Below are 26,805 nucleotides of genomic sequence, written 5' to 3'. Positions count from 1 at the left end.
TCATTCATCGTTTACTCACACACGCCGACTACACAGGCGATGGCGAGCAAAACCAACGGTTCAGTGTAGCCTGATAGCGACGTGGCGTCATGACCCTTACGGTTACCTGACGGCATTCGCCGCTCTGTAACTGTTCTGACAGACTAAACTGCCAGTTTTTACTCGAAAAGGACGCAATATTATCAGGATCTGACGGATGATACGGCACACCCGCCTCATAGGCCTCCAACTGCTGCATCGCAAATCGCCAGGCCTGACGCTGCTGCCACTGGTGCTGAAATGATTGCTGTAAGATCTGGTGATATTGCAATAATCCCATCAGTGAGACGGCGAACAGCAGTGCCGCCACCAGCGTCTCCGGCAGGCTAAAACCGGATTGATGACTCACGAATCTGTTGTTAACTGCGCTATTCCGTTGCATCACAGCGTGCCGCATCCTTATCTGGGCAAAAGTCCAGCCAGCCGCTACCCAATGGTTGGATCGCCATCTGACCCGACGACAGTGCCGAAAATGACACACGTTGGTACAACCTCAACGGCCGCGCCAAAGTAGGGAATGTCCCTTCACCACGCAATAACCCTTGCGTCCCATCAGAGGCCATACGCAAGCACACCACAAGCTGTTCCGTCGACAACCGCTGGCACTGCCAGCTTTCCGTTAGCGCATTCCAACGCAGCCCTTTTCCCCAATTTAACGAAGATAATGCCTGATTGAAGGCATGTAGATAATGTCGCTCATCGTTTCCCACCTGAATGGCAGTATCAAGCTGGCGCTGCAAACCGGACATCAACAGCAGGCCAATAATGGCGATCAGCATCACCATAGCCAGCGTTCCACTTCCCTCCTGCTTTCCTTTTCTCATTGGTTACGTCCGAGAATGATGCGAGTGATATGTTGCCGAACGGCAGGACGTTTGGCCCAATAACCGGCCAGTTGTAATTCATACAACGCCGCATTATTTTTCGCAGATAGACGCTGTAACCGGAACACCGTGAGTACAACCTCCTGCGGATCAAACAGCTTCTCCCATCTGTCGCCCTGACAGTTATGTGCGCCACTCTGAATCTCCAGTGACCGACCACGCAGGCGATAGCCAAAAGACTCGGCATCCTGCTGTTCTCCGCCATCCCAAATCCCATTTCGGTTAAGATCGTAAGAAACATTCAGACAGCTGCTTTCTGCCTCTCCTGGATAATTCCCCAAGCTGATCGCCTTTCCCTGACAGGTTCCCGCACAAAAACCTGCCCGACGGATATCTTTCTCGATTCCCATCGCCACCTGACTGAACAGTTGCTCCAGCCGAAAACGCTGTGCGCTATCCTGACTTTGACTGCGCAGTAGCGGGTACAACTGTGCCGCCGAGAGCATAATCAGGCTACCTAAGCTCAGCGCTAGCAGAATTTCCGGTAGAGTGAAGCCGCGCTGCTTACTCCTCAACCTTGGTTGCCTCAATTCTGTTTGTCTCCACACCATCGATTTCAACATAATGGAATCGCCAGGACAGCTTGCGACTCGCTGCACAGGCGCATGCGTCCCCTCACCGAAATAACAAGACGTAGTTTCCCCGCCGCACTCGACAACGAAATGTGCCCAGCCTGCGCCGCGTTACGCAAACCAAAGAACGTGAAAACATTGCTGGTGAACGTTGTCAGTACAACATCCTGAGAACGGCGAACAAACTGCCCCAAATGGTTCTCACGGCACACTTCCTCGACCTGTTTTTCACTCTGACCTACAACGATGCACCACAGCGCCCCCTGCTGTTGCAGCTTCACGGTCTGGGTTTCGTTATGCCAGTAGGCATTCGCCTGAACCCGACTCAAGAAGTCCAACAACTGCTGTGCGCTCTGCTCCAGACGGATTGCCTGCTGGTACTGAACCCAACCATGCAGGCCACCGCCAGCCATCAGCGCCACAATCGTCAGCACCACCAATAATTCGAGCAAGGTAAATCCCCGCGGTTGTCTCTTCCCTGTTTTCATGGCGTCAGGATAGTGAGTCCTTTCGATAAAAACAGCGTGTTAACAGCATTATTCGCGGCGGCTCGCAATGTTTCACTGCAATGATGCAACAATAGAAAAAACGTGCGGGGAGGTGGGGAAAGTACAGAGGAAATAATAAAAAAGGGCCGCATCGTGCGGCCCTGGAAAACATGGGGAAATGTTAGATAGCAACCGGCGCTTTGATGGCGGAATGCGGATCGTACCCTTCGATTTCAAAGTCTTCGAAGCGATAGTCGAACAGCGTATCTGGGCGGCGCTTAATCACCAGTTTAGGCAACGCGCGTGGTTCACGGCTCAGTTGCAAGTGCGTCTGCTCCATATGGTTGTTGTACAGATGCGTGTCACCCCCTGTCCAGACGAAATCACCGACCTCCAGATCGCACTGCTGCGCCACCATATGCACCAGCAGCGCATAGCTGGCAATGTTGAATGGCAAGCCGAGGAAGATATCGCATGAACGCTGATAAAGCTGGCAAGAGAGTTTGCCATCTGCCACGTAGAACTGGAAAAACGCGTGACACGGTGCCAGCGCCATTTTGTCCAGTTCGCCCACGTTCCAGGCCGAGACGATAATACGGCGAGAATCTGGATCTTGTCTCAATTGGGTCAGGACATTCTTCAACTGGTCGATCTGGCGACCGTCTGCTGTTCCCCAAGAACGCCACTGCTTGCCATAAACCGGCCCCAAATCACCGTTCTCATCAGCCCATTCGTCCCAAATGCTGACTTTGTTTTCATGCAGATAAGCAACATTGGTATCGCCATTCAGAAACCAGAGCAGTTCATGGATAATCGAACGCAGGTGGCATTTTTTGGTGGTAACCAGAGGAAATCCGTCCTGCAAGTTGAAACGCATCTGATGGCCGAAAATAGAACGCGTGCCCGTACCGGTACGGTCGGCCTTCGGCGTGCCCTCTTCAAGCACTTTTTTCATCAGATCCAGATACTGTTTCATACTACCTCACCACAAAGATTAAAGAAGGACGGCGGATTATTGCTGTGCAGGCTGACGGCGATAAGCCCAGACCATCATCAGAATACCCGCGAGCACCATCGGCAGCGACAAGATTTGTCCCATGCTGAAAAGGTCACCGAATAGCCCCAACTGCGCATCCGGCTGGCGGAAGAATTCGGTAATAATTCTGAACGTGCCGTAGCCGATCAGGAAAAGCCCTGACACGCTACCCATCGGCCGAGGTTTACGAATAAAGAGATTCAGAATGATAAACAGCGCCACGCCTTCCAGCATCATTTGATACAACTGAGAAGGATGACGCGGTAGCATACCGTACTGATTGAAAATCGTCTGCCATTGCGGGTTGCTAACGGCCAGCATCATATCTTCGCTGCGCGAGCCAGGAAACAGCATCGCCCACGGGGTATCCGTTGTGACACGCCCCCACAATTCGCCGTTGATAAAGTTGCCCAACCGGCCTGCACCAAGCCCGAAAGGAATCAGGGGAGCAATAAAATCAGCGACCTGGAAGAAGTGGCGTTTGGTTCGATGCACGAACCACAGCATGACGCCAATAACGCCCATTAAGCCACCGTGGAAAGACATACCGCCATCCCAGACTTTGAAAAGGTAGAGTGGATTTTCAAGAAATGACGGGAAGGCATAAAACAGGACATAGCCCAGACGCCCACCGACGAAAACCCCAAGGAAACCCATGTACAGCAGGTTTTCGACTTCATCCTTGGTCCAACCGCTCCCCAGTTTATTCGCCCGGCGCACCGCCAACCACATGGCAAATACAAAACCCACCAGATACATCAGCCCATACCAGTGTAGCGCCAGTGGACCAATTGAGAAAATCACGGGATCAAACTGAGGAAACGCCAGATAGCTTGTCGTCATCATTCACCACATATTTTATTGTGTTATCCCTGCTTTCGGGATCGTCATTGATAGGCAAAAGGCAGGAGAATGAATCCGTTCCTGCGAACCGCGGTGGCGAATCATAGCATACGCACCCGCGCCCGTTGCTTGCTGAGGGGAAAAGTTCTGTAAAACATTTATACTCGTCATACTTCAAGTTGCATGTACGTTTGGCTGCGCTACTCGGCACACTCGCGTGTGCCTCGCCCCGTTGGGGCCGCTGCAAGCAGCGTTCAAACCTGCTAAAGGCAGGTTTGTCAGTCACCCGAATCACTTACTTAAACGAATTAGCGCCCACCGCGAATCAAGCCGCCCAATCCGCGCTCTTCCATGAAAATCGCCGACCACTGTCGGACTTCCGGCGCGCTCTGTGCGTGCAGCAATTGCTTCACCAGTGCCTGAGACTCAGCTAGCGTAATCTGGCGCAGCAGATATTTAATTCGCGCCACGCTGCGTCCATTCATACTGAACGAGCGATAACCCAGTCCGATCAGCAGCAGTGCGCCGAGCGCTTCTCCCGCCATTTCACCGCATACGGAAAGCGGTATGTTATGCCGATCGCACTCGACGGCGATCATCTTTAACGCCTGCAACATGGAAGGATGCAGGCTGTCATAAAGCGATGCCACATGAGCGTTGTTACGATCCACCGCTAGCAGATACTGCGTCAGATCGTTGGTGCCAACCGAAACGAAATCGAGACGAGAAGCCAAATGAGGGAGCAGGAACAGCATCGACGGCACTTCAATCATGATCCCAATGCGCGGCTTGGGCTGTGGGAAGCCCAGCAATTCCTCTACCTCACCTGCGGCCTGATCGATCAGGCGGCGCGCGTCACTGATTTCATCCAGGCTGCTGATCATCGGTAGCAGGATATTGAGATTGCCGGTATGCGCATTAGCACGCAGCATGGCACGTACCTGAATCAGAAAGATTTCAGGCTGATCGAGCGTAATACGAATGCCGCGCCAGCCGAGACACGGGTTCTCTTCGCTGATAGGCAAATAAGGCAATGGCTTATCCGCACCGATATCCAGCGTGCGCAACATTACAGGGCGTGTAGGATAAAGCTCCAACATGCTTTGATATTGCGCCATCTGCTCATCTTCGGACGGAAACCCGCTTTGCAGCATAAAAGGAATTTCCGTACGGTACAGCCCAACGCCATCGACCTGATTGATAAAGCGTTTTTCGTGTTCGGCGCTTAATCCTGCATTCAACATGACTTGAATGCGCTCGCCGCTTTTCAGCACCGCAGGCCGCTCCATATCGCCTTCAGCCAAACGGGTCAGTTCATTTTCTTCCGTCAGCAGGCGCTGGTATTCCTGAACCAGCACAGGCTCAGGATCGACCAACAGCTCACCGCGATAGCCGTCAATGATAAGCTGGCGCTGATGCAGCAAGTCAGGCTGAATATCCGCACCCACCAGCGTCGGAATGCCCATAGCCCGCACCAAGATCGCCGCATGTGAATTGGCGGCACCGTCATACACGACAACACCGGCCAACCGCTCCGGTGGCAACTCTGCCAGCAACGTGGCCGTTAATTCGTCCGCCACGAGGATAAAGCGCTCAGGCCACTGCCCCATGATTTGCGCGTTATCGTCGAGATGAAACAGCAGCCGTTGCCCTAACGCGCGCAGATCGCCCGCACGCTCGCGTAAGTAGGTATCCTGCAAATTAGTGAATTGCGCGGCAAAGCGTTCGATCACCAGTTTCACGGCCCACTCAGCGGCGTTACCCGCATCCACTTCCTGAAACAGTTCACGTTTGAGCCGCGCATCATTCAGCAAGTGCGAGTACAAATCGAAAATCGCCGCGCTCTCTTTCTGCGCGCTGGCGCTAAACCGTTTGCTAAAGCGCCGGAACTCCGCCGTCGCGTCTTCCAACGCCTGCGTTAATCGAGAACGCTCGCGTTCGCTGTCCAAACTCGACGCGGGAAAAACCTGTTCCAAAGAAGGCTGGGTACAATCCTGCCAGCCGGGGGCAATCGCCACTCCGGGTGAAGCCACCAGCGCCTTAACGCGCGTCTGGCGGTATTGACCGAAGAGCGTTTTTATTTGCGAAAGGGAAAGAATCGCGGCCATCTGCGTGGCCAGCGTCACCATGAACGATTCTTCATTTTTATCAAACTGACGATGTTCGCGTTGCTGAACCACCAGCACGCCCAACAGGTGACGACGATAAATAATGGGGACACCAAGAAAAGAACGGAAATGTTGCTCTTTCACCGCGGGGATGAACTTAAAGCTGGGATGTGCACGTGCATCGGCCAGATTGATGGGTTCAGCGCGTTGTCCGACCAACCCAACAATACCTTGCCCAAATGCCAGCGTAACCGTGCGCCCACGCGGTTTTTTCAGCCCGCGTGTCGCCATCAGGTAATAGCATTGACGATCGTGATCGGCCAGATAAATGGAACAGACTTCCGTGTCCATAGCCTGACAGGTCTCATTGACCAAAATGTCCAGCGCATCACTAAGGCGGGCCGTTGCCGCAACATTTTCGACAATTTCTCGCAAGCGCGTGAGCATAATGTGCCTGAATTACCCTCTTTTTCGCCGGGAACCGGGTGGGGGCGCCATCCGAACCGCAGCACTCTCCTGAAGCAGGATCACCGGGCTGATAAATTCCTTCATCACGCGACGATACACATCTCGCTTAAAAGAGACGACCTGACGTACCGGATACCAGTAACTCACCCAGCGCCAGCCATCAAACTCTGGCGTGCCGCTGCTCTGCATATTGATATCCGACTCATTACACATCAACTGTAGCAAAAACCATTTTTGCTTTTGGCCGATACAGACCGGTTTTGTATCCCAACGCACCAAACGCTTTGGTAATTTATAGCGTAACCAGTTACGGGTAGATGCCAACACGCGCACATCCTTTTTTCTTAACCCGACTTCCTCAAACAGTTCGCGGTACATCGCCTGCTCGGCACTTTCACCGGGGTTAATTCCCCCCTGCGGAAACTGCCAGGAGTGCTGACCATAGCGCCGGGCCCACATCACCTGCCCCTGCCGATTACAAATTACAATACCAACGTTTGGGCGGTAGCCATCATCATCGATCACCGGACTACCTCAATAAACATCAATGCAAAGATGACCTGATTGTTTCACACTCCCGTCAGGCGGTAAACCACTGCTTAGAAAGCATGTGACACTAATAAAATTAAGATAACCCACAGATAAGATCAAAGTTATAAACATGTGAAGACCATAACCTGAAATTTATTCACTTTTTCTGTGGACATCTTTGTGCAGAACCCATGAAGAAGTGAGTAAAACTCATTTCTCATGAAGAAAAAAAATCACTGCACATTAAAAAATAATGCTTTTCATTCATTAAATTACAAACGATATCAACCGAAAAAACGCCCCCTGATTGTTTGTTCAAATGGCGTTCAACGTAAGATTGGTGAAAGATCGCACTATGCCGATTTTATCCACAGGGAATGTCTCAAACTCAGGCAATAAATAGGCAAAAACAGTAAAAACCCCGGGAGTCAAGGCTGTAAATGGAACCAGTAATTCATGTTTATGTGGGTTATCCAAGATATCTGTGGATAACCTAGTGTAAAATCCTGTTTATTGTCGGTGGTTATACGTGCACAGTTTGCAAAACTGCATTCAGTGATCGCCATCACACTGAAAAAAAACGCTACGAATCATGCTATTATTGTTTCTCTCCACAACCTTGCAGACTGTGCGTTTGTCTTTTCCATTTGTTGTATTTTTTTTGAGCGGAAAATATTCGAGTTATACCTTATGAATTCACCCTCAGTTCACACCACAGCACCGCAAAATGAACACGTCTTGCTGGAGCGTGCGCAGTCCCTCGCGGGCTACAATCTCGCAGAATTAGCAGACCTCGCTCGCCTGCCCCTTCCTGCCAACCTAAAACGCGATAAAGGCTGGATTGGCGTGTTGCTGGAACGTTTTCTGGGGGCAAGCGCGGGCAGTAAGCCAGAGCAGGATTTCCCTGACATTGGTATTGAGCTAAAAACGATTCCTATTGATGAACAGGGTAAACCGCTGGAAACCACTTTCGTCTGCGTCGCCCCGTTAACAGGCAACAGCGGCGTAACGTGGGAAAGCAGCCATGTGCGGCATAAGCTCGCCCGAGTACTGTGGATTCCGGTGGAAGGCTCGCGGCACATTCCGCTGGGGGAACGTCGTATCGGCACGCCGCTGATCTGGAGCCCCAATGAAGAAGAAGAGGAGCAGTTGCGCTGCGATTGGGAAGAGTTAATGGATCTGATCGTACTTGGCCGGGTAGAAAGTATCACCGCCCGACATGGTGAAGTACTGCAACTGCGCCCCAAGGCGGCAAATAGCCGGGCATTAACGGAGGCCATTGGCGAATTTGGTCAACCGATTTTGACCTTACCACGCGGGTTCTATTTGAAGAAAACTTTTACTGCGCCACTACTGGCCCGGCATTTTATGCAGGTCGAGTGATACATAATGAATGCCTTCCCAATGCATTTTTTCCATTATTCCTACGTTATCCCTCGCGACCATTTGCTAGACTCACCTTAAGCGTTAGATTTTTTTATGGGTTAATACGATGAAAATGGCGATAACACTGGCATTACTATTCGCCCTTGCAGGCTGTTCCAGTGACTATGTGATGGCAACAAAAGAGGGGCAAATGCTCCTGACACAGGGGAAACCCGTGTTAGATAAAGATACCGGGCTGCTAAGCTATACCGATGAGCAGGGCAATCAGAAACAAATCAACAGCGATCGCGTTTCTCAGATCGTACAGCGCTAAGATCGCGGTCAGCTCGGAACGCCGCGCATCGGGCTGCATCATCGAGAATAATCCGAAAAGGATAGCAGAAGAGACTTCCCCACTCGCCACGGCTTCGTTATAGTCGAATTCAGGTGTGTCTTCCCAAACTCATTGGAATCGCAGTAAATCATGCGGAGATGACGGGAAATACGCCTGCTATTTTCAGACATAAGGAAGCTGGCAATGCAATATCACCGTATTCCCCATAGTTCTTTAGAAGTGAGCGTGCTGGGTCTTGGTACGATGACCTTTGGCGAACAAAACAGCGAAGCAGACGCTCATGCCCAGTTAGATCACGCCATTGCCGCAGGTGTTAACCTGATTGACACAGCAGAAATGTACGCCGTTCCCCCACGTCCAGAAACGCAAGGGTTAACCGAGAGCTATATCGGTTCCTGGCTGAAATCGCGTGGCGGACGCGAGAAATTGATTGTGGCGAGTAAAGTCTCAGGTCCTGTGCGCGGAAGCGATCACAGCATTCGCCCACAGCAGGCGCTGGATAGAAAAAACATCCGCGCAGCGCTGGATGCCAGCCTGCAACGTCTGAATACTGACTATATCGATCTCTATCAGTTGCATTGGCCACAGCGCCAAACCAACTGCTTTGGCAAGCTTAACTATCAATATACTGATGACAAACCACAATATACCGACGACAAATCAGTAGTGACGCTGCTGGAAACGCTGGAAGCGCTGAATGAGCAAGTACGTGCTGGTAAGATTCGCTATATCGGCGTTTCCAACGAAACCCCATGGGGTGTGATGCGCTATCTGCATTTGGCGGAAAAGCACGATCTGCCGCGTATCGTTTCGATTCAGAATCCCTACAGCCTGCTGAACCGCAGTTTTGAAGTTGGTCTGGCGGAAATCAGCCAGCATGAAGGCGTAGAACTCCTCGCCTATTCGTCGCTGGCGTTCGGTACGCTGACAGGTAAATACATGAATGGTGCGAAACCCGCGAACGCCCGTAACACGCTATTCAGCCGCTTCACGCGCTATACCGGCCCACAGGCTCAGGCGGCGGTTGCCGAGTACGTAGCGCTGGCGCAAAAACACGAACTAAATCCGGCGCAAATGGCATTAGCATTTGTGCGTCAACAGCCGTTCGTTGCCAGTACGCTGCTGGGCGCGACCACGCTGGAGCAGTTGCAAATCAACCTCGATAGCCAGAACCTGACGCTGAGCAGCGAGATCCTTGACGAACTGGAAGCCATCCACCGCCGCTTCACGTTCCCGGCGCCGTAAACGCAAAAAACCGGGCATCGCCCGGTTTTCTTTAATCCGTGAAAAAACATTGAACGCTTACTTCAGCGTCAGCAACAGGCTCTTGCGCTGGTTTTCCAACGACGTGACGCGGCTACAAACATCATTGCCGAAGCGCTGGAACTCCAGTTCCTGATTATTCCATTCGGCTTGAATCGCTTTCTGCAAACCGCCGAGGTTGCCCATCATCGCCTGTAGTGGATTACCGCCGCTGGACATCTGTTTTACGCCCATCTCGTTCAGGCTGTCCTGTAAGACGCCGCCCATGCTTTGCTGCACGATCTGCTTACCATCTTGCTCAACCTGCTTAATCGCCTGATGGTGGAACGTCAGGCCATCGCTGCGGTGTTCAATAATACGGTTCATCTGCTGTTTAAGCTGTTTATCCAGCGTAGTCAGGCGATTGCGCACATTGCTGTTGCTGCCAAGCTCCTGCACGATGACGTTATCCAGCGCGACGCGCGCTTTTTCCAGATGCTGCTGCGCACCCTGGTCAATCCATGGCAGTTGCTGGCGTAAATCCGCCTGATAGGCTTTGGATTTCTGGCGCTGCTCAGCATTCAGGGTCAATGGCGCACCATTACGAACGATATCGCCCTGTGGGGAGAACTGTAAATTGCCACTGGCACCCACGACCTGTACGTGTTGCGGACTGATAATGATGTCGTCCTGTGGATTCACATTGCACTGGTAAGCCGCTTGCGCTTGCCAGGACAACAACATCAGCAAACCCAAGGTCATTTTACGCGACATATTTTCTCCTGAAGAAAACAACAGCAGTGACGGGAGAGCGGCAATCCGCACGTTGATGAGGCGGATAACGCCTGAGCCACAATCAGCTCAGACATGCCGTGGTAAGGCCAGGGATTACAGCAGGTGTTCTGGCAGATCCCACCAGATATCGAACAGGTTACTGACTTTCACGTCCGTCAGTTTCTGCTCTTCCAACCAGCGGCTAACCAGTTGGCGATGCTCTTCGGTGCAGTGGCCGATTTTTTGCAGACAGATCAGGCCTTCCCAGAACAAATAACCGCTGCCTTCGAATGCCAATCCTTGTGGTTCAATGACGTCGTCAACGAACTTATCCATCAGCTTATCGATATCTTCAACGTTAGTGCCTTCTGGAAAGCGGAAGCTGACAGAAAAACCTAATTCCTGAAACTCATCAATGTGAAGTTTTTTACGTAAACGACGGCTACGAGCTTGTGCCATTTTATTTTATCCTCTCAAACATCAGATCCCACACGCCATGCCCCAAACGCTGGCCGCGTGCTTCAAATTTCGTCAGCGGACGGGATTCCGGCCGCTCAACGTACTCATTATTATCGGAAAGATTACGGTACTCGGTGACAGAGGTCATCACTTCGAGCATATGTTGCGCATAAGGTTCCCAGTCTGTTGCCATGTGGAACACGCCGCCGACTTTCAGCTTACTCTGTACCATCTGGACAAACGGCACCTGAACGATACGGCGTTTATTATGGCGGGCTTTGTGCCACGGGTCTGGGAAGAAGAGTTGAACCATGGACAGTGAACCATCGGGGATCATGTTCATCAGCACTTCGATCGCATCATGACACATCACGCGCAGATTGCTGATGCCTGCTTCCTGCGCAGACGCGAGACACGCCCCCACGCCCGGTAGGTGAACTTCAATACCGAGGAAATTCTGCTCAGGGTGCTGTGCCGCCATCGTCACCAGCGAGGCACCCATCCCAAAACCGATCTCCAGCACCACAGGGGCGTCACGGCCAAATAGCGCGTTAAAATCTACCTGCTCGGTTTGATATTCCACGCCCATCACCGGCCAGTAGTTATCCAGCGCCAGTTGTTGCCCATTGGTCAAACGCCCCTGACGGCGGACAAAACTGCGAATACGACGCATCGGGCGCCCGTTTTCATCAAATTCCGGTGAAATGACGTTGTTAATCATAAAGAGTGCTTACTTGCTGTCCGATTACATTAAGGAAACGCGCATTATGCAAGGATACCGTGGTTTAGCAACCCCACGGCCTCGGAAAGTTCCGGTTTACAGCACATTCACTCTGTGCTGGAATCGCAGTCAAACTTTTTACCTGTCGGATAGTGATCCCATTTTATGATGCAAGCGCAACAGTTGGCCCATCAGGTGCTGGACTGGTATCAACGCTATGGCCGCAAAACCCTGCCATGGCAGCTTGAGAAAACTCCCTATAAAGTATGGCTATCCGAAGTGATGTTGCAACAAACGCAGGTCACTACGGTTATCCCCTATTTCCAACGCTTTATGGCACGCTTTCCCAACGTAACGGCACTGGCGGCAGCACCGCTGGATGAAGTGCTCCACTTATGGACCGGGCTGGGCTACTACGCCCGTGCGCGCAACTTGCATAAAGCCGCGCAGACCATCGTGTCGCACCACGGCGGCGAATTCCCCACCACCTTTGATGAAGTCGCGGCGCTGCCGGGCGTCGGCCGTTCCACCGCTGGCGCGGTACTGTCGCTCTCCCTCGGCCAGCATTACCCGATTCTCGATGGCAATGTGAAGCGCGTGCTGGCACGCTGCTACGCCGTTGACGGCTGGCCGGGCAAGAAAGAGGTTGAGAAGAAACTGTGGGCGCGGAGTGAAGACGTCACACCAGCCGAAGGCGTCAGCCAGTTTAATCAGGCGATGATGGATCTCGGTGCGATGGTTTGCACCCGCAGCCGCCCCAAGTGCGAACTGTGCCCGCTGAACACGGGTTGCGTTGCCTACGCCAACCACAGTTGGGCGCAATACCCCGGCAAGAAACCGAAGCAGACACTACCGGAAAAAACGGGCTGGTTCCTGCTGATGCAACAAGGCTCTCAGGTCTGGTTGCAACAGCGCCCAGCCGTAGGTCTGTGGGGCGGGTTATTTTGCTTCCCGCAGTTCAGCGATCGCCAGGAATTGGAACTCTGGCTGCAACAACGAGGTCTGAATCCTGATGGATTGCAACAGCTTGTCGCGTTCCGCCACACATTCAGCCATTTTCATCTGGATATCGTTCCGCTCTGGCTGAACGTATCGCAGAACGATCGTTCACAAAACAGGTCTTGCATGGATGATGGTGCAGGTCTCTGGTATAACTTAGCGCAGCCGCCGTCTGTCGGACTGGCCGCCCCGGTAGAACGCCTACTGAGGGAGCTGGCTCACCCGCAGTCAACACATTTGAATGCCTGCGCAATTGATGAGGAAGAAGCATGAGCAGAACGATTTTTTGTACTTTTTTACAACGCGATGCCGAAGGACAGGACTTCCAACTCTATCCCGGCGATCTGGGCAAGCGCATCTATAACGACATTTCTAAAGAAGCCTGGGCGCAGTGGCAAACCAAGCAAACCATGCTGATTAACGAGAAAAAGCTCAGCATGATGAATGTTGACGACCGTAAGCTACTGGAACAGGAAATGATCAAATTCCTGTTTGAAGGGAAGGACGTTCACATCGAAGGCTATACGCCTCAGAGCCACTGAGATTGCGGGCTTTCGAGCCCGCTTACGTCCCAATTCCGACACGGCTTGTTATATGAAGAAAATATTAGCGCTGCTAGTGATTGCACCACTGTTGGTTTCCTGTTCCGGGAACAAAGGGAATACCAACGACGAAGAGTTTCTCAAGGATACCAACGCCTTCGATATTTTGATGGGGCAATTTGCCAACAACATCGAAAATATCTGGGGGATGAATGAAGTCCTGATCGCCGGTCCGAAAGACTACGTTAAATACACCGATCAATATCAGACGCGTAGCCACATCAACTTTGATGCTGGTTCGATTACGATTGAAACCCTTTCAGCGACCAACTCCGTCGCCAGCCTGCGTCAGGCAATTATCACCACCCTGCTGATGGGCGATGACGCCAGTAATACCGACTTGTATTCCGATGCGAACGATATCCAAATCAGCCGCGAACCGCTGCTGTACGGGCAGGTGCTGGATAACACCGGACAAGCGATCCGCTGGGAAGGCCGTGCTGCCAGCTTCGCGGATTATCTGCTCCAGAACCGTTTGCAAAAACGCACCTCTGGCCTGCACGTTATCTGGTCGGTCACTATCCAGCTCGTCCCTAATCATTTGGACAAGCGTGCACATAAATACCTGCCGCTGGTGCGTAAAGCCTCTGAGCGTTACGGTATTGAAGAGTCGCTGATTTTGGCGATTATGCAGACTGAGTCCAGCTTTAACCCTTACGCCGTCAGCCGTTCCGACGCATTGGGCCTGATGCAGGTGGTACAACACAGCGCAGGACGCGACGTCTTCAAAATGAAAGGGAAATGGGGACAACCGAGTCGCAGCTATCTGTTCGATCCTGAACAAAATATCGATGCAGGCACCGCCTATTTGTCGATTCTGAAGAACAGCTACCTGGCCGGTATTGAAAACCCGACATCGAAACGCTATGCCATCATCACCGCGTATAACGGTGGCGCAGGCAGCGTGTTGCGCGTCTTCTCCAGCGATCGCGATCGCGCCGTGGGCATTATCAACAATATGTCTCCGGGCGATGTCTACCAAACGCTGACAACGAAGCACCCGTCAGGTGAATCACGTAACTACCTGAACAAAGTGAACACGGCGCAGAAAAATTATCGCCGCTAATTCACGAGATCCACAGAACGCCGCGCTACCGGGTTTATTCCGGTAGCGCGGTTTCATCAGGCCAGATATCTACAATAACGTTGTTGATAAACACGATGACCGCGATTCCCTTACCGTTTATTACCGCACTTCTGCTGGTTATTTTGTTTTTTCGTATCCAGTTTCTGGCTATTCAAAATAAAGAGACTAAAAAGCGCAATACCAAAGCAGAGGCGATACTCATCGGCGTAAGCTGTCTTGCTCTGACAGTGGTAGCGTTACGCTGGGGCGGCCATGTTGCCTTACCCTCATTTATCCAACCTGCCATTGCCGCATTCATTCCGCCGCTGTTATGGCTTTGCCTGTTCCCCTATGGAGAAAAGGTCTCTGATGCCTTAAACCGCAACCGTCGACGATCTCTCCGGCATCTGTTACCGCCCTTACTCATCCTTGGCGCAAGTGCCGTCCAAAGCAGAACAACCGTTCCACTCATCGACATAATGCTGGTAAGTGTTTACTTCGGCTATGGGGCAATGCTGATTTACACCGCTCATCGTCTGCGAATGTCATTGCCTGGGTGGAAAAACGCACCGTTTATTGCCGGGCTGTATGTGCTTATCTCCGGCGCTATCGATATCGTCATCGCACTGGATATCGCTTTCTACAGCGGCAATAGCGCGGCAACCATCATCAGCGTATTCCACATCATCATGCTGGCAATATTGACCCTGCTTATCGTCACGCATCGCACAGCACCGCAAACAGGCGTTGCCGCGCCACCTGACCAGAAACCTGAAGCACCACCCGCTACCGACAATGAGCACCAGCTTGCGAAAGTGTTAGATGATTTCATCCTCACTCATGCGTTATATACCGATCCGAGCATGACGCTTCAGCGTCTAAGCAGACGTATGGGAATACCGCTCAGGCGTCTGTCAGAAACCATCAACCGCGTGCACGGGCGTAATTTCTCTCAGGTGATGAACGAATACCGCATCGAGGAGGCTAAGCGCCTCCTCAGCCAAACGGATGCACGAATCACGGATATCATGCTGGACAGCGGGTTTCAGACTAAATCAAACTTCAACCGCGAGTTTTTGCGACTCACGGGGATGAGCCCCAGCGTCTGGCGTAGTCAGCACCCACTTCGGGCACAGACTACGGCTTCCGCCACGCCGCCTGAAGAAAATCGCTAATATCCTTCACAACGCCCTGCTGAATCTGCTCACGCGAACGTGCGCCGCCATCGAGACAAATCATGCCATCTCCTGGGTTCTCGGCATTAATGATCTCAATGGCACCCGGCTTACAAATCTGCATGAAGCTAAAATGCGTCGCATCGGCAATTTCCTTATAGGCTGAATGCGCTGGTGGCAGCTTTTGTGCCAAATCGTGAGATTCCAGCTCGGCAGGCAGTTCCTCATTAGGATACCCAGCCGCAACGATCAAAACGGGAATGTGTATTGCCGCAAGACTCTCCGCGGTAAACCCTCGCGCCAGCCCCATATCCAGCGATACCACCGCACTGATACGCGGATCCGCCAATGGCTTATCAAGCTGCGCACGTAACGACGCATTCTTTGCGATCTGCATCTTTTCATAGGCTTTGCAGGACGCCAGCCCAACATGCGTCAGACAATCACGCTCAAATTGCTGCGTGCTAAAACGCCCGCCCGCTAGCTCCAATACCGTCCATCCCCCCAGCGAATGACCAACAGCGGCAATACGCTGCGCATCAACACGCCCCGTTTTTTCTGGAGCAGCGAGTAAAGCGGTAATAACGCGGCTAATATCGTTGGGTCGTAGCCATAATTCCTGAGCCTTCTCAACCCGCATATCTTTAGTGGTCGTTCCTGGGTGATTAGGCGCGGCAACAATATAGCCTTGCTTGACCAACGCCTGTGCCAACCAGAGTTGATTAAACCAACTCCCACCATAACCGTGTGAAACCACAATCAAGGGATATTCACCGGATTCAGGCAGCGCATTTTTACTTACGGCGATACCGGGAAATGCAGGATTCTCACCGATTATCGCAGTCTGTTGTGATGATGAAACCGGATAAAATACGGCAGCTTCTAGCGGCCTATTATTGGCCTCATCAGCCAGCGTTATTTGTTGAAACCCAATGCCAACATCCGCCATAACGGCAAAGCTGAGTAGTAAATTCGTTATCAATCCTATCGTGATGCGCCATGTCATACCTATTTCTCCGAAGTTTCTGTACTGTGAAAAATAGCAGTTATAACAATGACTTTCTTCCCTATGCGACCTAAAACGCTATTTAGTCCCTCTTTTTTCCACTTGCACATCAACAGATCAGCTCGATAGAGGAATCAAAATCGATAATAAACGCTCGATTAACGCTAATAAACATGCCTATTTTTTACTATTACATGAATAAAGCGAGTGAAAGGGGGTGTTAAGCGCAATATTAAATTTTACTTAATACGATAATTTATCCCGAATTAATTAAAATAATAAGAATAATTGATTGTTGAAATGTATTCACAACAATGCGTAAAACTAACCACATCGCCGATTAGCTCTACTACTGATGCGATGAATATGGCAGTAACGACAAAAAATTAGGGAGCTATTAATAATAAAATTAAACTACCACAATACGGTATAAAAAAAGCATTAAAGGAAAGCATTACAAAAAAAACCCATAGTGGCGATAAAGAACCTCAGCCAGTAAAATCGCTACCGAAATTATTTACAGCAATATTATTCACAATACTAAATAAGGGATCGGTTATGGAAAACACCGTAGGGAAGCAATACTCAAAAAAATGGCAAACGCGCTTCTCGTTTTATAATGAGTTTGGTGGACCTAAGTCGCCAGCCTTCAAGGATGGATTTAAAAATGCAACATTTGGAACAAAAATGCTGCTGAACTTCAACTTCATCGCGTTCTTTTTCAGCATCATTTATTTCTTTGTGCTGGGACTCTGGCGTAAAAACCTGACGTTATTTGGCATCTCCGTTGCCGTTGGTGCGGTTTTTGCGTGTCTTGAGGTATTTGCCAACATCCCACTTCCCGAATATACGGACAACGCTGTCAGATTCGGTCTCAGTTTAATGTGGGCATCAACGGCTAACTATGCCTACTACCTGAAAGAAACCCAGGACAGCAAAAGCTGGAACCCGTTTGAAGGCATGTTCTAACCTTCGTTCGCATAAAACTACGGCCAGCATGTGCTGGCCGCATTCCCTGATATTGGCGCAAAATTTACCTGCCTTCTTCCTGCTTTAGGACATCGGCGGATATAGAGCCAAAAAAGTCTGTTAACGCTTAATTTTTTTGAATTGCTGTGTCGTAGCCTTTAACGCTGTTTCTGTCGGCAGCCGCTCCATCGAGCTGGCACCGTAAAACCCATCACACTGCGGGCAGTGATCCATAATGAACTGTGCATCCTGCGGCGTTGAAATCGGCCCGCCGTGGCACAGCACAATCACATCCTTACGCACGGCCTTTGCCGCATCCGCCCAGTGATTAATCAACGGAACGCAATCCGCCAGATTCAGCGAAGTTTCCGCGCCAATATTGCCGCCAGTGGTTAACCCCATGTGCGGGACAATAATGTCCGCGCCCGCTTTCGTCATCGCGACCGCATCTTCTGCGCTAAACACATAAGGTGTGGTCAGCATGTCTTTTTCGTGCGCCAGACGAATCATGTCCACCTCCAGCGCATATCCCATACCGGTTTCTTCCAGGTTGGCGCGGAAATTACCGTCAATCAGCCCCACCGTTGGGAAGTTTTGCACGCCAGAGAAACCCAGCGCCTTCAAGTCATCCAGAAACTTATCGAACTGGCAAAAAGGATCAGTGCCGTTCACCCCCGCTAATACTGGCGTATGCTTCACGACAGGCAGCACTTCTTTCGCCATATCCACGACGATTTCATTCGCGTTGCCGTATGCCAACAGGCCAGCCAACGACCCCCTCCCCGCCATGCGATAGCGACCGGAGTTGTAGATCACGATCAGATCGATACCACCCGCTTCTTCACATTTTGCGGAAAGCCCCGTTCCCGCACCACCGCCGATAATCGGCTCACGGCGGGCAATCATTGCGCGGAATTTTGCTAGCAGTTCCTGACGCGTTATACCTGACATCATGCTTTTCCCTTTTTACTTCACTAATGCCCGGAACGCATCGACAGCCGCGTGGGCAAATAAAGGATCGTTAATATGGAAAGGCAGACGAATAATCTGTCGTCTTGCCGTTTGCTGAACGACGCTCTCCAGCGTATTGATAAACGCGTCACGTGCTTCTGGGTGCCAAAATGCTTGATCTGGCGCATCCAGCGCGGAAAAACCCCCTTCAGGGATCAGGAAACGCACTTCGCCCTCACAGCGATTGAGCTTCTCTCCAATCCAGCGCGCCATGGCAATATTTTCGTCTATCGTGGTACGCATCAGAGTGACCTGTGCATTGTGGTTGTAGAACAAACGATGCGCGTATTTCTCCGGCACGCTAGCGGGAGCGCCAAAATTCACCATGTCCAGCGCACCACAGGACACCACGTAAGGCACCTGCGTTTTCGCTATCGCATCGAACCGTTCCGACCCGCAAGCCAGCACGCCATCAAACAGGAAATCACACACTTCCGTCGTCGTGAGATCGAGTACGCCAGTGAGCAAACGGCTGTCCACCAGCTTTTCCATCGCTTTACCGCCGCTGCCCGTCGCATGAAAGACCAGACAGTCAAACGCCGTCTCCAGCAACTTACTGGCTTCCTGAATGCAGGGCGTCGTAACACCAAACATGGTCAGGCCAATCGCAGGCTTATCTTCACGATGTTCCTGAATATGAAACTTCACCGCCCCCGCGATCTGGTGCGCAGCGTTACCAAGAACCTGACGGGAAATGCGGTTCAGACCCGCCACATCAGTAACGGAATACATCATGCTGATATCGCTGGCACCGATGTAGCCGGAAATATCGCCGGAAGCCATGGTCGAGACCATCAGTTTCGGCATCCCTATCGGTAAAGCCTGCATAGCGGGAGTGATTAACGCGGTTCCACCGGAACCGCCAAGACCAAGCACACCACCAATATCCTCGCGGGACAGCATGAAGTGTTCAAATGCAACGGCCATGGCGCTAATCGCTTGTCCTCTGTCATGGCAAAACACCGCCGATGCGCCCTGCGGATGGTAAGATGCCACCGTTTCTGCGCTGATATCTGTGGCATTCGACATGCGCGAATGCGTTGAGAGATCGACCGTGACGGTTTTCAAGCCCGTCTCAACAATCAGATCGCGGACATAAATCTGTTCTTTCCCTTTAGTATCCGCTGTACTTGCAATATAAACGCTGCCAACCTCACTTCCCACTTGGTATCCCTCCCACCGTTAGAGAAACAATTAACAGATTGATATAAATAACAATTACAATAAAACAAAAACAGATGAGATTAATTTATCACCATATTGAGACTTGAGTATCAGAAAGACAAATCATTAAATACCTAAATGAGATGAAAGTCTCAAAATGTTATGTATGACATTAAACTAACAGTAAGAAAGCTTGACGTGGCACAAGAATCACTCAATTTGCTATAGTTCAGACGATAACGCCGTGCTGCCCGATAGCGTCCGGCCCGAAAATTCAATGAGGTCTATGTGATTGAACGGGATGAAAAACTGACATCAACACGGGCGAAAACCCGTCGTTTACTGATCGATACCGCCATGAATATGTTCGACCAAGGCATATTCCCTTCCATTACCGATGTTGCCGCTGCGGCTCAGCTTTCACGCGCGACGGCCTACCGCTATTTTCCGACGCAAAGTGCGTTAGTTTCTGCCGTTGTCGGCGAAAGTCTTGGCCCGATTCTGGCGTGGCGCCCAACACAGCCAGATGCCAGCGAACGCGTTGCCGAATTGCTACGTTTTGCTTATCCAAGGATGCTGGAGCATGAAGGTGCGCTGCGAGCAGCCTTGCATCTTTCGCTTCAGCAATGGGCCGATCGCCGTTCTAATCGACAGCACACCGATACGCTGACACGCGGCAACCGCAAACGCCTGCTCAAAATGGCTACCGAACCACTCGAAGGACAAATCACGTCTGAAGCGCAACAACGGGTGATTTATGCCCTATCGCTCATTTACGGTTCCGAAGTTTTCCTGGTGCTAAAAGATATCTGGCACCTGGAAGAAGACGGCATTCAGGATGTCACGCAGTGGGTCGCCAAAGCTATTTTACGGCAGGCGGAAGAAGACGCCGCGCAGGAAGATTCACAAAAAACCTAACGAACGCAGTCATGTAATACCTCGCCTCGGCTACCCATCATAGCGCCGGGGCGGAGAAGCTCGTTTCCCGTCTAATACACCGTACTCCCATACAGACACCATCATTCTCTGACACTCTTTCCTGCTATCCATTTTTTGCCACGGAACGCAGGAAAAGGTAGCATCGCTGCCGTTGTTTTCTGCTATGCGGCTTACCGCGTTGCTACGCACTATAAAAAACATAACCATTTGAATGTTAATTAATAATATCAAACGTATCGCCAAGAGATGCGTGACAGACAGGAAAACACCGAGTAAATGACACAACATTCCTCAACCAATAGCGAGCATCATGCTGCTCAGCAGCGTCTCCACGAAAAGGGTTATCACCAAAGTCTCGGCAACCGCCACGTACAGATGATCGCAATTGGCGGTTCCATCGGCACCGGACTGTTTCTTGGCGCGGGGGCTCGTCTGCAAATGGCAGGACCAGCGCTGGCACTGGTCTATCTGGTTTGCGGCATCTTCTCTTTTTTCATCCTGCGCGCGCTGGGCGAGCTGATCGTTCATCGCCCTACCAGTGGTAGCTTCGTGTCGTACTCGCGTGAGTTTCTGGGTGAAAAAGCCTCCTACGTCGCAGGCTGGATGTACTTCCTCAACTGGGCGATGACTGGGATTGTCGACATCACCGCCGTCGCGCTCTACATGCACTACTGGGGCACCTTTGCCGATGTACCCCAGTGGCTGTTTGCGCTGGGTGCGCTGTCCATCGTCACGCTGATGAACCTGATCGGCGTGAAGTGGTTTGCTGAAATGGAGTTCTGGTTCGCACTGATTAAGGTCGCGGCCATCACCATTTTTCTGGTGGTCGGCACGGTCTATCTCGGCACGGGCAGCCCGCTGGATGGCAACACACCCGGCCTGCATCTGATTACCGATAACGGCGGCCTGTTCCCGCACGGCATTCTGCCCGCGCTAGTGCTGGTTCAAGGGGTGATATTTGCCTTTGCCGGTATTGAGATCATCGGCACCACGGCAGGCGAATGTAAAAACCCAGAGCAGGTGCTGCCGAAAGCGGTCAACAGCGTCATCTGGCGTATCGGCCTGTTCTACGTCGGTTCTGTTGTGCTGTTGGTCTGCCTGTTGCCGTGGAACGCCTATCAGGCCGGACAAAGCCCGTTCGTGACCTTCTTCAGCAAGCTGGGTGTTCCCTATATCGGGACGATCATGAATATCGTGGTGCTGTCTGCCGCGCTGTCCAGCCTGAATTCCGGTCTGTATTCGACGGGGCGTATTCTGCGTTCGCTGTCGCTGGGTGGTTCGGCTCCTGCCTTCCTGTCAAAAATGAGCGGTCAGTCCGTACCCTATACCGGTATTTTAGTGACAGTCGGCATCCACATTATCGGCGTGGTACTGAACTACGTGGTGCCATCACAAGTGTTTGAGATCGTCCTGAATATCGCCTCGCTCGGCATTATCTGCTCTTGGGCATTCATCATTCTGTGTCAGATGCAGTTGCGTAAAGCGATCCGTCAAGGGAAAGCCAAACCGGTAGCGTTCAGAATGCCCGGTGCGCCCGTGACATCATGGCTAACGCTGGCTTTTCTGGTGAGCGTATTGGGGCTAATGGCGTTTGATTACCCGAATGGCACCTGGACGATTGCGACGGTTCCAGTGTTGGCGATCATGTTGATTATCGGCTGGCGCGGGCTGAAAAAGCAGCGTGAAGCGGTGAAACTCGCCAATCAGCAGGAATCTGATTTGCGTTAAGATCGAGTAGGAGGCGAGATTACTCCCGCCGTCCTCTCACACCACCGTACGTGCGGTTCCGCATACGGCGGTTCATGTTAACTCTGGAACTGCCGTTGCTGCTCCACTAGTGATATCAAGCCGAGTCGTCTGAACTGCGCCGTCTTTATCGCATCATTCATGTGACTCGACCCCGCGTTCCACCACGCTCCTCGCTGGTTACTCGCCGACCTCCACGCTCGCTTTTCACACAAGCCCGCTCGCATTAGCATTCGGGCTCGCGTATACGTTCGTTTCCATTGCCGCCACAGTAGACTGCGCAGTTTACGCCTGACCCAGCCGTCAATCTTCTCCAGAACTCCTTTTACTTCCGTGTATCTGAAGTAGCTCATCCAGCCTCGCAGTATCGGTGTGAGTTCATTGATTACGCCTTTCACTGATTTCGTCGCGTGCCCTGTCGTCAGGCTACGGATCTTCTCCTTCAGCCTCTCGACACTGCTCCCTGCGATCTTCAGTCGGGTCTGTTTGTGCCGTGTCACGCTGTATCCCAGGAACTTACGCTCCCACGGTCGCGCCACCGCACTCTTCTGCTCATTGACCTTTAGCTTCAGTATGTCTCTCAGGTACACCCTGATTGCCCTAAAGATATGCTCGCCTGCTTTGCGACTGCTCACGTAAATGTTGCAGTCATCCGCATAGCGACAGAAGCTGTGACCTCGACGCTCCAGTTCTTTATCCAGTTCATCCAGCAGAATGTTCGACAGTAGCGGCGACAACGGTCCGCCCTGCGGCATTCCCTTACCTCGCTTCTCTGTCTCGCACCCGTTCGTCATTTCCGCTTCAAGGTAGCGACGTATCAGTTTCAACAGCCGTTTATCCCTGACAGCCTCGCCAGACGTGACATCAAAATGTCATGATCCACCCGGTCAAAGAACTTTTCCAGATCCAGATCGACCACCCAGCGTTTCCCGCTTTGTATGTAGCGCTGTGCCTGTTGCACTGCCTGCCACGCATTGCGGTTACTTCTGAACCCGTAACTCGATTCGCAGAAGTGCGGCTCCACGACCGGACTGAGTTGTTGTGCTATCGCCTGCTGGATAAGCCTGTCCACTACCGTCGGGATACCCAGGGTTCTCACGCCGCCGTCCGGCTTTGGGATATCCACTCTGCGTATCGCCTGCGGCTGGTAGGCGCCCGTAATCAATGCCTGCCTGATACTCGCCCAGTTCTGTTTCAGCCACGGCTTCAACTCCGTCACTTTCAGGTTATCTACCCCTGCCGCGCCGTTGTTTTCCACCACGCGCTGATAGGCCAGCATCAGGTTCTCTCTCGTTATCACCGTTTCCATCGTCAACGGCATTTCCGCTTTCGTTTGCCCACCGACCGCCGTGGGGATTTCAGCACCCTCATGCAGCACTGACGGATACTGTCCGTCTCCTCTGCCGCTGGCCGCAGTGCTCTGCGCTTGTGCCTCATTAATTCCCATCGAGTATCGGTGTCCTAATCACGGTTAATCATGTTCAGCCCTTCATGCTGCCAGTTATGCAGCACTACTACGGCTTCGGCTGACTGCTGCACGTTCATCCCGTCGCCTCTCGACGCTCGGTAGCCCTGAAGCAAACGTGCAGCCCTCCCGGGGTAATTCGCGCGACCTTCCTGCTTATGCCTGTCAGCTTTACGTCACAGCGTTCTGTGCAAGTATTGGGCTTTGATGATATTTGCCACCTTACCCCGCTGTGCCGCCTAAACTGCTTCCTGTTCGTCAGGCCAGCATTTTGCCTTCAGCTTCCTTCAGATCCCACCTCGCGGTGGGCACCCTTGCCGTTCGGCTAACACTTCCCCTTGCCGGGTGTGTAGAGGACTTTCACCGCCAAGTCGCCCCTTGACCACTACAGTCAACGGACAGCGCCCGTCAAGGCGCTACGCGCCATGCCCGGCGCACAAAGAGAAAATTCAGGCTCGTTTCTGAGCCTGAATCTTTTAACCACAGTTACGCTTCTACTACGTAACCGTACAGACGCTTGCTGCCATCTTCTTCCGCGACGCTATAGACACCCTGCAATTCTGGGGAGAAGCCGGGCAGCAGGTTAATTCCCGCCTCCAGCGCCAGAAAATAGCGCTGTACCGCCCCGCCCCAGGTTTCACCCGGCACCACACACAGCACACCTGGTGGGTATGGCAATGCGCCTTCCGCCGCGATACGCCCTTCCGCTTCGTCGATAGGAATCAGTTCGATATTTCCGCGCACAAATTCTCTATTAGCATCTTGTGGCAGCATCACCACGGAAGGGAACTCGGTTTTGCGGAACATCGCTTTTTGCAGATCTTTCACGTTGTGCTGAGCGTAAAAATCATGCATTTCCTGACACAGCCGACGCAGTCGGTAGCCACGATAGCGCTCTTTGTATTTCTGATATAGGCTGGGTAGCACTTCGCTCAGTGGCGCATCACGGGCGATCAGCGTTTCGAAATGCACCAACGCATTCACCAGCTCCTGCATTTTTGCGCCGTCTTCCGCAGGCGTTAACAGGAACAGAATCGAGTTCATGTCGCATTTTTCAGGGATGATGCCGTGCTCGCGCAGATAGTTGGCAAGGATCGTCGCCGGAATACCGAATTCAGTGTAATCGCCGCTGATCGCATCAATACCCGGCGTCGTCAGCAGTAACTTGCAGGGATCGATAAAATACTGATCCTCCGCGTACCCTTCAAACGCATGCCATTTCTCGCCCGGCTCAAAGTTGAAGAAGCGCACGTCCTGCGCGATCGTCTCCGTATCGTGATCTTGCCAAAGCGCGCCGCCCACCGTCACGGGTACGAACGGTTTGATGAGCGAACAGCGCGTCAGCAGTTGCTTACGAGCCTCAATGCCCAGCTTCACGCAGTCCATCCACATACGACGTCCACTTGCCCCTTCGTGCATTTTGGCATTGACGTCTAGCGCGGCGAACAGCGGATAAAACGGGCTCGTCGAGGCATGCAGCATAAAGGCGTTATTCAACTGCTTATGATTGCAGAAGCGACGCTGGCCTTTGATGTGCGTATCTTTTTTGTGGATCTGCGAGGTCTGGGAGAAACCCGCCTGCTGCTTATGCACCGACTGAGTCACAAAAATGCCCGGATCGTTCTCATTCAGATCCAACAACAGCGGCGAGCACTGCTCCATCATCGGGATAAACTGCTCGTAGCCGACCCAGGCGGAGTCAAACAGAATGTAGTCACACAGGTGCCCGATGCTATCGACCACCTGACGCGCGTTATAAATCGTGCCGTCATAGGTGCCGAGCTGGATGACGGCAAGACGGAACGGGCGCGGCTCGTTGGCGCGTTCCGGCGCGACTTCCGCAATCAGCTTGCGCAGATAGGTTTCATCAAAACAGTGCGCATCCACGCCGCCGATAAAGCCGAACGGATTACGCACGGTTTCCAGATAGACCGGCGTCGCACCGGCCTGAATCAGTGCACCGTGATGGTTGGATTTATGGTTGTTACGGTCAAACAGCACCAGATCGCCACGTGCCAGCAGCGCGTTTGTCACCACTTTGTTCGCAGAAGAGGTGCCATTCAACACGAAATAGGTTTTATCGGCGTTAAACACGCGCGCAGCGTGCTTCTGCGCCTTCTTCGCCGCGCCTTCGTGGATCAGCAAATCACCCAGTTTGACGTCGGCATTACAGATGTCCGAACGAAAAACATTCTCACCGTAAAACTCAAAAAACTGACGCCCCGCTGGGTGCTTGCGGAAGAACTGACCGCCCTGATGCCCCGGGCAGGCAAACGTCGTATTTTTCATGTTGACGTACTTGGTCAACGTATCGAAAAACGGCGGCAGTAGCGCATCCTGATAGGCTTTCGCTGCACGTTCCAGCACGTTCGCGTGCTCGCCTTCGTCATCGAGAATCAGCCATTCGCTGCCCGCAGGCAGAACATCTAACTCTTTATCTTCATCAGGCTCTTCGACAAACGCCGGAATGCTAAAGCCGGTGTGCTGCAATATCGACAGAATACCGCTACGGGCTTCTCCAATAGAAACCACGACCGCCGCCACATCAGTGAAGTCGGTCTGACTCAACGCGACAATCTCGCGCGTTGTGATTAAACGGGTGGCAACCGCTGCATTCGCCGCAATTTTTAACTGTTTCATGTAACCAAACCCAAACGGTTAAGGGTAAGTGTACGTGCCTAGAAGACACCGTTCAGGGATAACAATCCCGACCAATCACAATGCCAATCAATAACGACAAGCGTATGATCCCTACAGGTAAACTGTAGGCTAAGAATG

27 protein-coding genes are annotated in these 26,805 nt (G+C 52.1%); 10 read left to right on the top strand and 17 right to left on the bottom strand.

All coding sequences use genetic code 11. The features are described from left to right. Positions 1–28: 28 nt before the first annotated feature. The 8 genes from AACH44_RS04515 to rppH all read right to left on the bottom strand — a co-directional run bounded on the left by AACH44_RS04515 (position 29) and on the right by rppH (position 6,963). Positions 29–421, bottom strand: a complete 393-nt coding sequence (locus AACH44_RS04515; RefSeq protein WP_261848332.1) for a prepilin-type N-terminal cleavage/methylation domain-containing protein — start codon at positions 419–421, stop codon at positions 29–31. Continuing rightward, entirely contained in the window at positions 408–863 is a 456-nt protein-coding gene (locus tag AACH44_RS04510; RefSeq protein ID WP_261848245.1) for a YgdB family protein, read from the bottom strand. Before AACH44_RS04510 ends, AACH44_RS04515 begins: the two co-directional genes overlap by 14 nt. Beyond that, a complete protein-coding gene (locus AACH44_RS04505; RefSeq protein ID WP_261848331.1) occupies positions 860–1,474 on the bottom strand; it encodes a prepilin peptidase-dependent protein in 615 nt (204 codons plus the stop codon). The genes AACH44_RS04510 and AACH44_RS04505 overlap by 4 nt, the downstream gene beginning before the upstream one ends. A gap of 5 nt (positions 1,475–1,479) precedes the next feature. Then, positions 1,480–1,983: a prepilin peptidase-dependent protein gene (locus AACH44_RS04500; protein WP_261848244.1), complete on the bottom strand. Its 504-nt coding sequence runs from the start codon at positions 1,981–1,983 to the stop codon at positions 1,480–1,482. A gap of 181 nt (positions 1,984–2,164) precedes the next feature. Beyond that, the gene (gene thyA / locus AACH44_RS04495) at positions 2,165–2,959 is read right to left on the bottom strand and encodes a thymidylate synthase (protein WP_261848243.1); all 795 of its coding nucleotides are present in this window, start codon (positions 2,957–2,959) and stop codon (positions 2,165–2,167) included. Between the two features lie 36 nt (positions 2,960–2,995). Next, positions 2,996–3,862, bottom strand: coding sequence for a prolipoprotein diacylglyceryl transferase (lgt, locus tag AACH44_RS04490; protein ID WP_261848330.1), 867 nt, complete (start codon positions 3,860–3,862; stop codon positions 2,996–2,998). Positions 3,863–4,170: 308 nt separating this feature from the next. Further along, positions 4,171–6,417 carry a phosphoenolpyruvate--protein phosphotransferase gene (gene ptsP / locus AACH44_RS04485; protein ID WP_261848242.1) on the bottom strand — a complete coding sequence of 749 codons (2,247 nt, stop codon included), beginning with the start codon at positions 6,415–6,417 and terminating at the stop codon, positions 4,171–4,173. A 12-nt stretch (positions 6,418–6,429) separates the two neighbouring features. Beyond that, complete coding sequence (gene rppH / locus AACH44_RS04480) at positions 6,430–6,963, bottom strand: RNA pyrophosphohydrolase (RefSeq protein WP_261848241.1); 534 nt, start codon at positions 6,961–6,963, stop codon at positions 6,430–6,432. A 696-nt stretch (positions 6,964–7,659) separates the two neighbouring features. Between rppH and mutH the strand changes: the two genes are divergently transcribed. The 3 genes from mutH to AACH44_RS04465 all read left to right on the top strand — a co-directional run bounded on the left by mutH (position 7,660) and on the right by AACH44_RS04465 (position 9,934). Beyond that, positions 7,660–8,352 carry a DNA mismatch repair endonuclease MutH gene (mutH, locus tag AACH44_RS04475; RefSeq protein WP_261848240.1) on the top strand — a complete coding sequence of 231 codons (693 nt, stop codon included), beginning with the start codon at positions 7,660–7,662 and terminating at the stop codon, positions 8,350–8,352. A gap of 109 nt (positions 8,353–8,461) precedes the next feature. After that, the gene (locus AACH44_RS04470) at positions 8,462–8,668 is read left to right on the top strand and encodes a YgdI/YgdR family lipoprotein (RefSeq protein WP_261848239.1); all 207 of its coding nucleotides are present in this window, start codon (positions 8,462–8,464) and stop codon (positions 8,666–8,668) included. 204 nt (positions 8,669–8,872) lie between these two features. Continuing rightward, complete coding sequence (locus AACH44_RS04465) at positions 8,873–9,934, top strand: NADP(H)-dependent aldo-keto reductase (protein WP_261848238.1); 1,062 nt, start codon at positions 8,873–8,875, stop codon at positions 9,932–9,934. Between the two features lie 57 nt (positions 9,935–9,991). Here AACH44_RS04465 and AACH44_RS04460 read toward each other — a convergent pair whose 3' ends face one another. The 3 genes from AACH44_RS04460 to trmB all read right to left on the bottom strand — a co-directional run bounded on the left by AACH44_RS04460 (position 9,992) and on the right by trmB (position 11,885). Next, positions 9,992–10,705, bottom strand: a complete 714-nt coding sequence (locus tag AACH44_RS04460) for a DUF2884 domain-containing protein (RefSeq protein ID WP_261848237.1) — start codon at positions 10,703–10,705, stop codon at positions 9,992–9,994. A gap of 114 nt (positions 10,706–10,819) precedes the next feature. After that, positions 10,820–11,164: a YggL family protein gene (locus AACH44_RS04455; protein ID WP_261848236.1), complete on the bottom strand. Its 345-nt coding sequence runs from the start codon at positions 11,162–11,164 to the stop codon at positions 10,820–10,822. 1 nt (position 11,165) lies between these two features. Next, complete coding sequence (trmB, locus tag AACH44_RS04450) at positions 11,166–11,885, bottom strand: tRNA (guanosine(46)-N7)-methyltransferase TrmB (RefSeq protein WP_261848235.1); 720 nt, start codon at positions 11,883–11,885, stop codon at positions 11,166–11,168. A gap of 165 nt (positions 11,886–12,050) precedes the next feature. Between trmB and mutY the strand changes: the two genes are divergently transcribed. From mutY to AACH44_RS04430, 4 genes are all read left to right on the top strand, one after another. After that, on the top strand, positions 12,051–13,157 hold the full coding sequence (mutY, locus tag AACH44_RS04445) for an A/G-specific adenine glycosylase (RefSeq protein ID WP_261848234.1): 1,107 nt from the start codon (positions 12,051–12,053) through the stop codon (positions 13,155–13,157). Further along, complete coding sequence (locus tag AACH44_RS04440; protein ID WP_261848233.1) at positions 13,154–13,426, top strand: oxidative damage protection protein; 273 nt, start codon at positions 13,154–13,156, stop codon at positions 13,424–13,426. Before mutY ends, AACH44_RS04440 begins: the two co-directional genes overlap by 4 nt. Before the next feature lie 52 nt (positions 13,427–13,478). Continuing rightward, positions 13,479–14,552 carry a membrane-bound lytic murein transglycosylase MltC gene (mltC, locus tag AACH44_RS04435; RefSeq protein WP_261848232.1) on the top strand — a complete coding sequence of 358 codons (1,074 nt, stop codon included), beginning with the start codon at positions 13,479–13,481 and terminating at the stop codon, positions 14,550–14,552. A 95-nt stretch (positions 14,553–14,647) separates the two neighbouring features. Continuing rightward, the gene (locus AACH44_RS04430; RefSeq protein WP_261848231.1) at positions 14,648–15,727 is read left to right on the top strand and encodes a helix-turn-helix domain-containing protein; all 1,080 of its coding nucleotides are present in this window, start codon (positions 14,648–14,650) and stop codon (positions 15,725–15,727) included. Here AACH44_RS04430 and AACH44_RS04425 read toward each other — a convergent pair. After that, on the bottom strand, positions 15,690–16,733 hold the full coding sequence (locus AACH44_RS04425) for an alpha/beta hydrolase family protein (RefSeq protein ID WP_261848230.1): 1,044 nt from the start codon (positions 16,731–16,733) through the stop codon (positions 15,690–15,692). The two genes, AACH44_RS04430 and AACH44_RS04425, sit on opposite strands and share 38 nt — an antisense overlap. A 558-nt stretch (positions 16,734–17,291) precedes the next feature. Between AACH44_RS04425 and AACH44_RS04420 the strand changes: the two genes are divergently transcribed. Next, a complete protein-coding gene (locus tag AACH44_RS04420; protein WP_137739248.1) occupies positions 17,292–17,702 on the top strand; it encodes a DUF2628 domain-containing protein in 411 nt (136 codons plus the stop codon). A gap of 120 nt (positions 17,703–17,822) precedes the next feature. Here AACH44_RS04420 and AACH44_RS04415 read toward each other — a convergent pair whose 3' ends face one another. Both AACH44_RS04415 and AACH44_RS04410 read right to left on the bottom strand, forming a co-directional pair. After that, entirely contained in the window at positions 17,823–18,656 is an 834-nt protein-coding gene (locus tag AACH44_RS04415) for a phosphoenolpyruvate hydrolase family protein (protein ID WP_261848229.1), read from the bottom strand. A 12-nt stretch (positions 18,657–18,668) separates the two neighbouring features. After that, the gene (locus AACH44_RS04410; RefSeq protein WP_261848228.1) at positions 18,669–19,877 is read right to left on the bottom strand and encodes a Tm-1-like ATP-binding domain-containing protein; all 1,209 of its coding nucleotides are present in this window, start codon (positions 19,875–19,877) and stop codon (positions 18,669–18,671) included. Positions 19,878–20,165: 288 nt separating this feature from the next. Between AACH44_RS04410 and AACH44_RS04405 the strand changes: the two genes are divergently transcribed. Together AACH44_RS04405 and ansP are read left to right on the top strand one after the other, a co-directional pair. Beyond that, positions 20,166–20,795, top strand: a complete 630-nt coding sequence (locus tag AACH44_RS04405) for a TetR/AcrR family transcriptional regulator (RefSeq protein WP_261848227.1) — start codon at positions 20,166–20,168, stop codon at positions 20,793–20,795. 297 nt (positions 20,796–21,092) lie between these two features. Continuing rightward, on the top strand, positions 21,093–22,544 hold the full coding sequence (ansP, locus tag AACH44_RS04400; RefSeq protein WP_261848226.1) for an L-asparagine permease: 1,452 nt from the start codon (positions 21,093–21,095) through the stop codon (positions 22,542–22,544). A 77-nt stretch (positions 22,545–22,621) separates the two neighbouring features. Here ansP and AACH44_RS04395 read toward each other — a convergent pair whose 3' ends face one another. The 3 genes from AACH44_RS04395 to AACH44_RS04385 all read right to left on the bottom strand — a co-directional run bounded on the left by AACH44_RS04395 (position 22,622) and on the right by AACH44_RS04385 (position 26,667). Further along, a complete protein-coding gene (locus AACH44_RS04395; RefSeq protein WP_338659245.1) occupies positions 22,622–23,389 on the bottom strand; it encodes a group II intron maturase-specific domain-containing protein in 768 nt (255 codons plus the stop codon). Further along, positions 23,386–24,009, bottom strand: a complete 624-nt coding sequence (locus tag AACH44_RS04390; protein WP_338659246.1) for a reverse transcriptase domain-containing protein — start codon at positions 24,007–24,009, stop codon at positions 23,386–23,388. Before AACH44_RS04390 ends, AACH44_RS04395 begins: the two co-directional genes overlap by 4 nt. Before the next feature lie 504 nt (positions 24,010–24,513). Further along, a complete protein-coding gene (locus AACH44_RS04385; protein ID WP_261847318.1) occupies positions 24,514–26,667 on the bottom strand; it encodes an ornithine decarboxylase in 2,154 nt (717 codons plus the stop codon). Positions 26,668–26,805 lie beyond the last annotated feature (138 nt).

Source organism: Pectobacterium araliae, assembly GCF_037076465.1.
GTDB classification, from domain to species: domain Bacteria; phylum Pseudomonadota; class Gammaproteobacteria; order Enterobacterales; family Enterobacteriaceae; genus Pectobacterium; species Pectobacterium araliae.
The sequence above is the reverse complement of the archived record's forward strand: the minus strand, read 5'-3'. Positions and strand labels throughout refer to the sequence as shown.

Bases quoted from the DNA above. Each gene is read 5' to 3' on its own strand.
- AACH44_RS04515 (WP_261848332.1), bottom strand. From the start codon at position 421: ATGCAACGGAATAGCGCAGTTAACAACAGATTCGTGAGTCATCAATCC.
- AACH44_RS04510 (WP_261848245.1), bottom strand. From the start codon at position 863: ATGAGAAAAGGAAAGCAGGAGGGAAGTGGAACGCTGGCTATGGTGATG.
- AACH44_RS04505 (WP_261848331.1), bottom strand. From the start codon at position 1,474: ATGGTGTGGAGACAAACAGAATTGAGGCAACCAAGGTTGAGGAGTAAG.
- AACH44_RS04500 (WP_261848244.1), bottom strand. From the start codon at position 1,983: ATGAAAACAGGGAAGAGACAACCGCGGGGATTTACCTTGCTCGAATTA.
- thyA (WP_261848243.1), bottom strand. From the start codon at position 2,959: ATGAAACAGTATCTGGATCTGATGAAAAAAGTGCTTGAAGAGGGCACG.
- lgt (WP_261848330.1), bottom strand. From the start codon at position 3,862: ATGACGACAAGCTATCTGGCGTTTCCTCAGTTTGATCCCGTGATTTTC.
- ptsP (WP_261848242.1), bottom strand. From the start codon at position 6,417: ATGCTCACGCGCTTGCGAGAAATTGTCGAAAATGTTGCGGCAACGGCC.
- mutH (WP_261848240.1), top strand. From the start codon at position 7,660: ATGAATTCACCCTCAGTTCACACCACAGCACCGCAAAATGAACACGTC.
- AACH44_RS04470 (WP_261848239.1), top strand. From the start codon at position 8,462: ATGAAAATGGCGATAACACTGGCATTACTATTCGCCCTTGCAGGCTGT.
- AACH44_RS04465 (WP_261848238.1), top strand. From the start codon at position 8,873: ATGCAATATCACCGTATTCCCCATAGTTCTTTAGAAGTGAGCGTGCTG.
- AACH44_RS04460 (WP_261848237.1), bottom strand. From the start codon at position 10,705: ATGTCGCGTAAAATGACCTTGGGTTTGCTGATGTTGTTGTCCTGGCAA.
- AACH44_RS04455 (WP_261848236.1), bottom strand. From the start codon at position 11,164: ATGGCACAAGCTCGTAGCCGTCGTTTACGTAAAAAACTTCACATTGAT.
- trmB (WP_261848235.1), bottom strand. From the start codon at position 11,885: ATGATTAACAACGTCATTTCACCGGAATTTGATGAAAACGGGCGCCCG.
- mutY (WP_261848234.1), top strand. From the start codon at position 12,051: ATGATGCAAGCGCAACAGTTGGCCCATCAGGTGCTGGACTGGTATCAA.
- AACH44_RS04440 (WP_261848233.1), top strand. From the start codon at position 13,154: ATGAGCAGAACGATTTTTTGTACTTTTTTACAACGCGATGCCGAAGGA.
- mltC (WP_261848232.1), top strand. From the start codon at position 13,479: ATGAAGAAAATATTAGCGCTGCTAGTGATTGCACCACTGTTGGTTTCC.
- AACH44_RS04430 (WP_261848231.1), top strand. From the start codon at position 14,648: ATGACCGCGATTCCCTTACCGTTTATTACCGCACTTCTGCTGGTTATT.
- AACH44_RS04425 (WP_261848230.1), bottom strand. From the start codon at position 16,733: ATGACATGGCGCATCACGATAGGATTGATAACGAATTTACTACTCAGC.
- AACH44_RS04420 (WP_137739248.1), top strand. From the start codon at position 17,292: ATGGAAAACACCGTAGGGAAGCAATACTCAAAAAAATGGCAAACGCGC.
- AACH44_RS04415 (WP_261848229.1), bottom strand. From the start codon at position 18,656: ATGATGTCAGGTATAACGCGTCAGGAACTGCTAGCAAAATTCCGCGCA.
- ansP (WP_261848226.1), top strand. From the start codon at position 21,093: ATGACACAACATTCCTCAACCAATAGCGAGCATCATGCTGCTCAGCAG.
- AACH44_RS04390 (WP_338659246.1), bottom strand. From the start codon at position 24,009: ATGGGAATTAATGAGGCACAAGCGCAGAGCACTGCGGCCAGCGGCAGA.
- AACH44_RS04385 (WP_261847318.1), bottom strand. From the start codon at position 26,667: ATGAAACAGTTAAAAATTGCGGCGAATGCAGCGGTTGCCACCCGTTTA.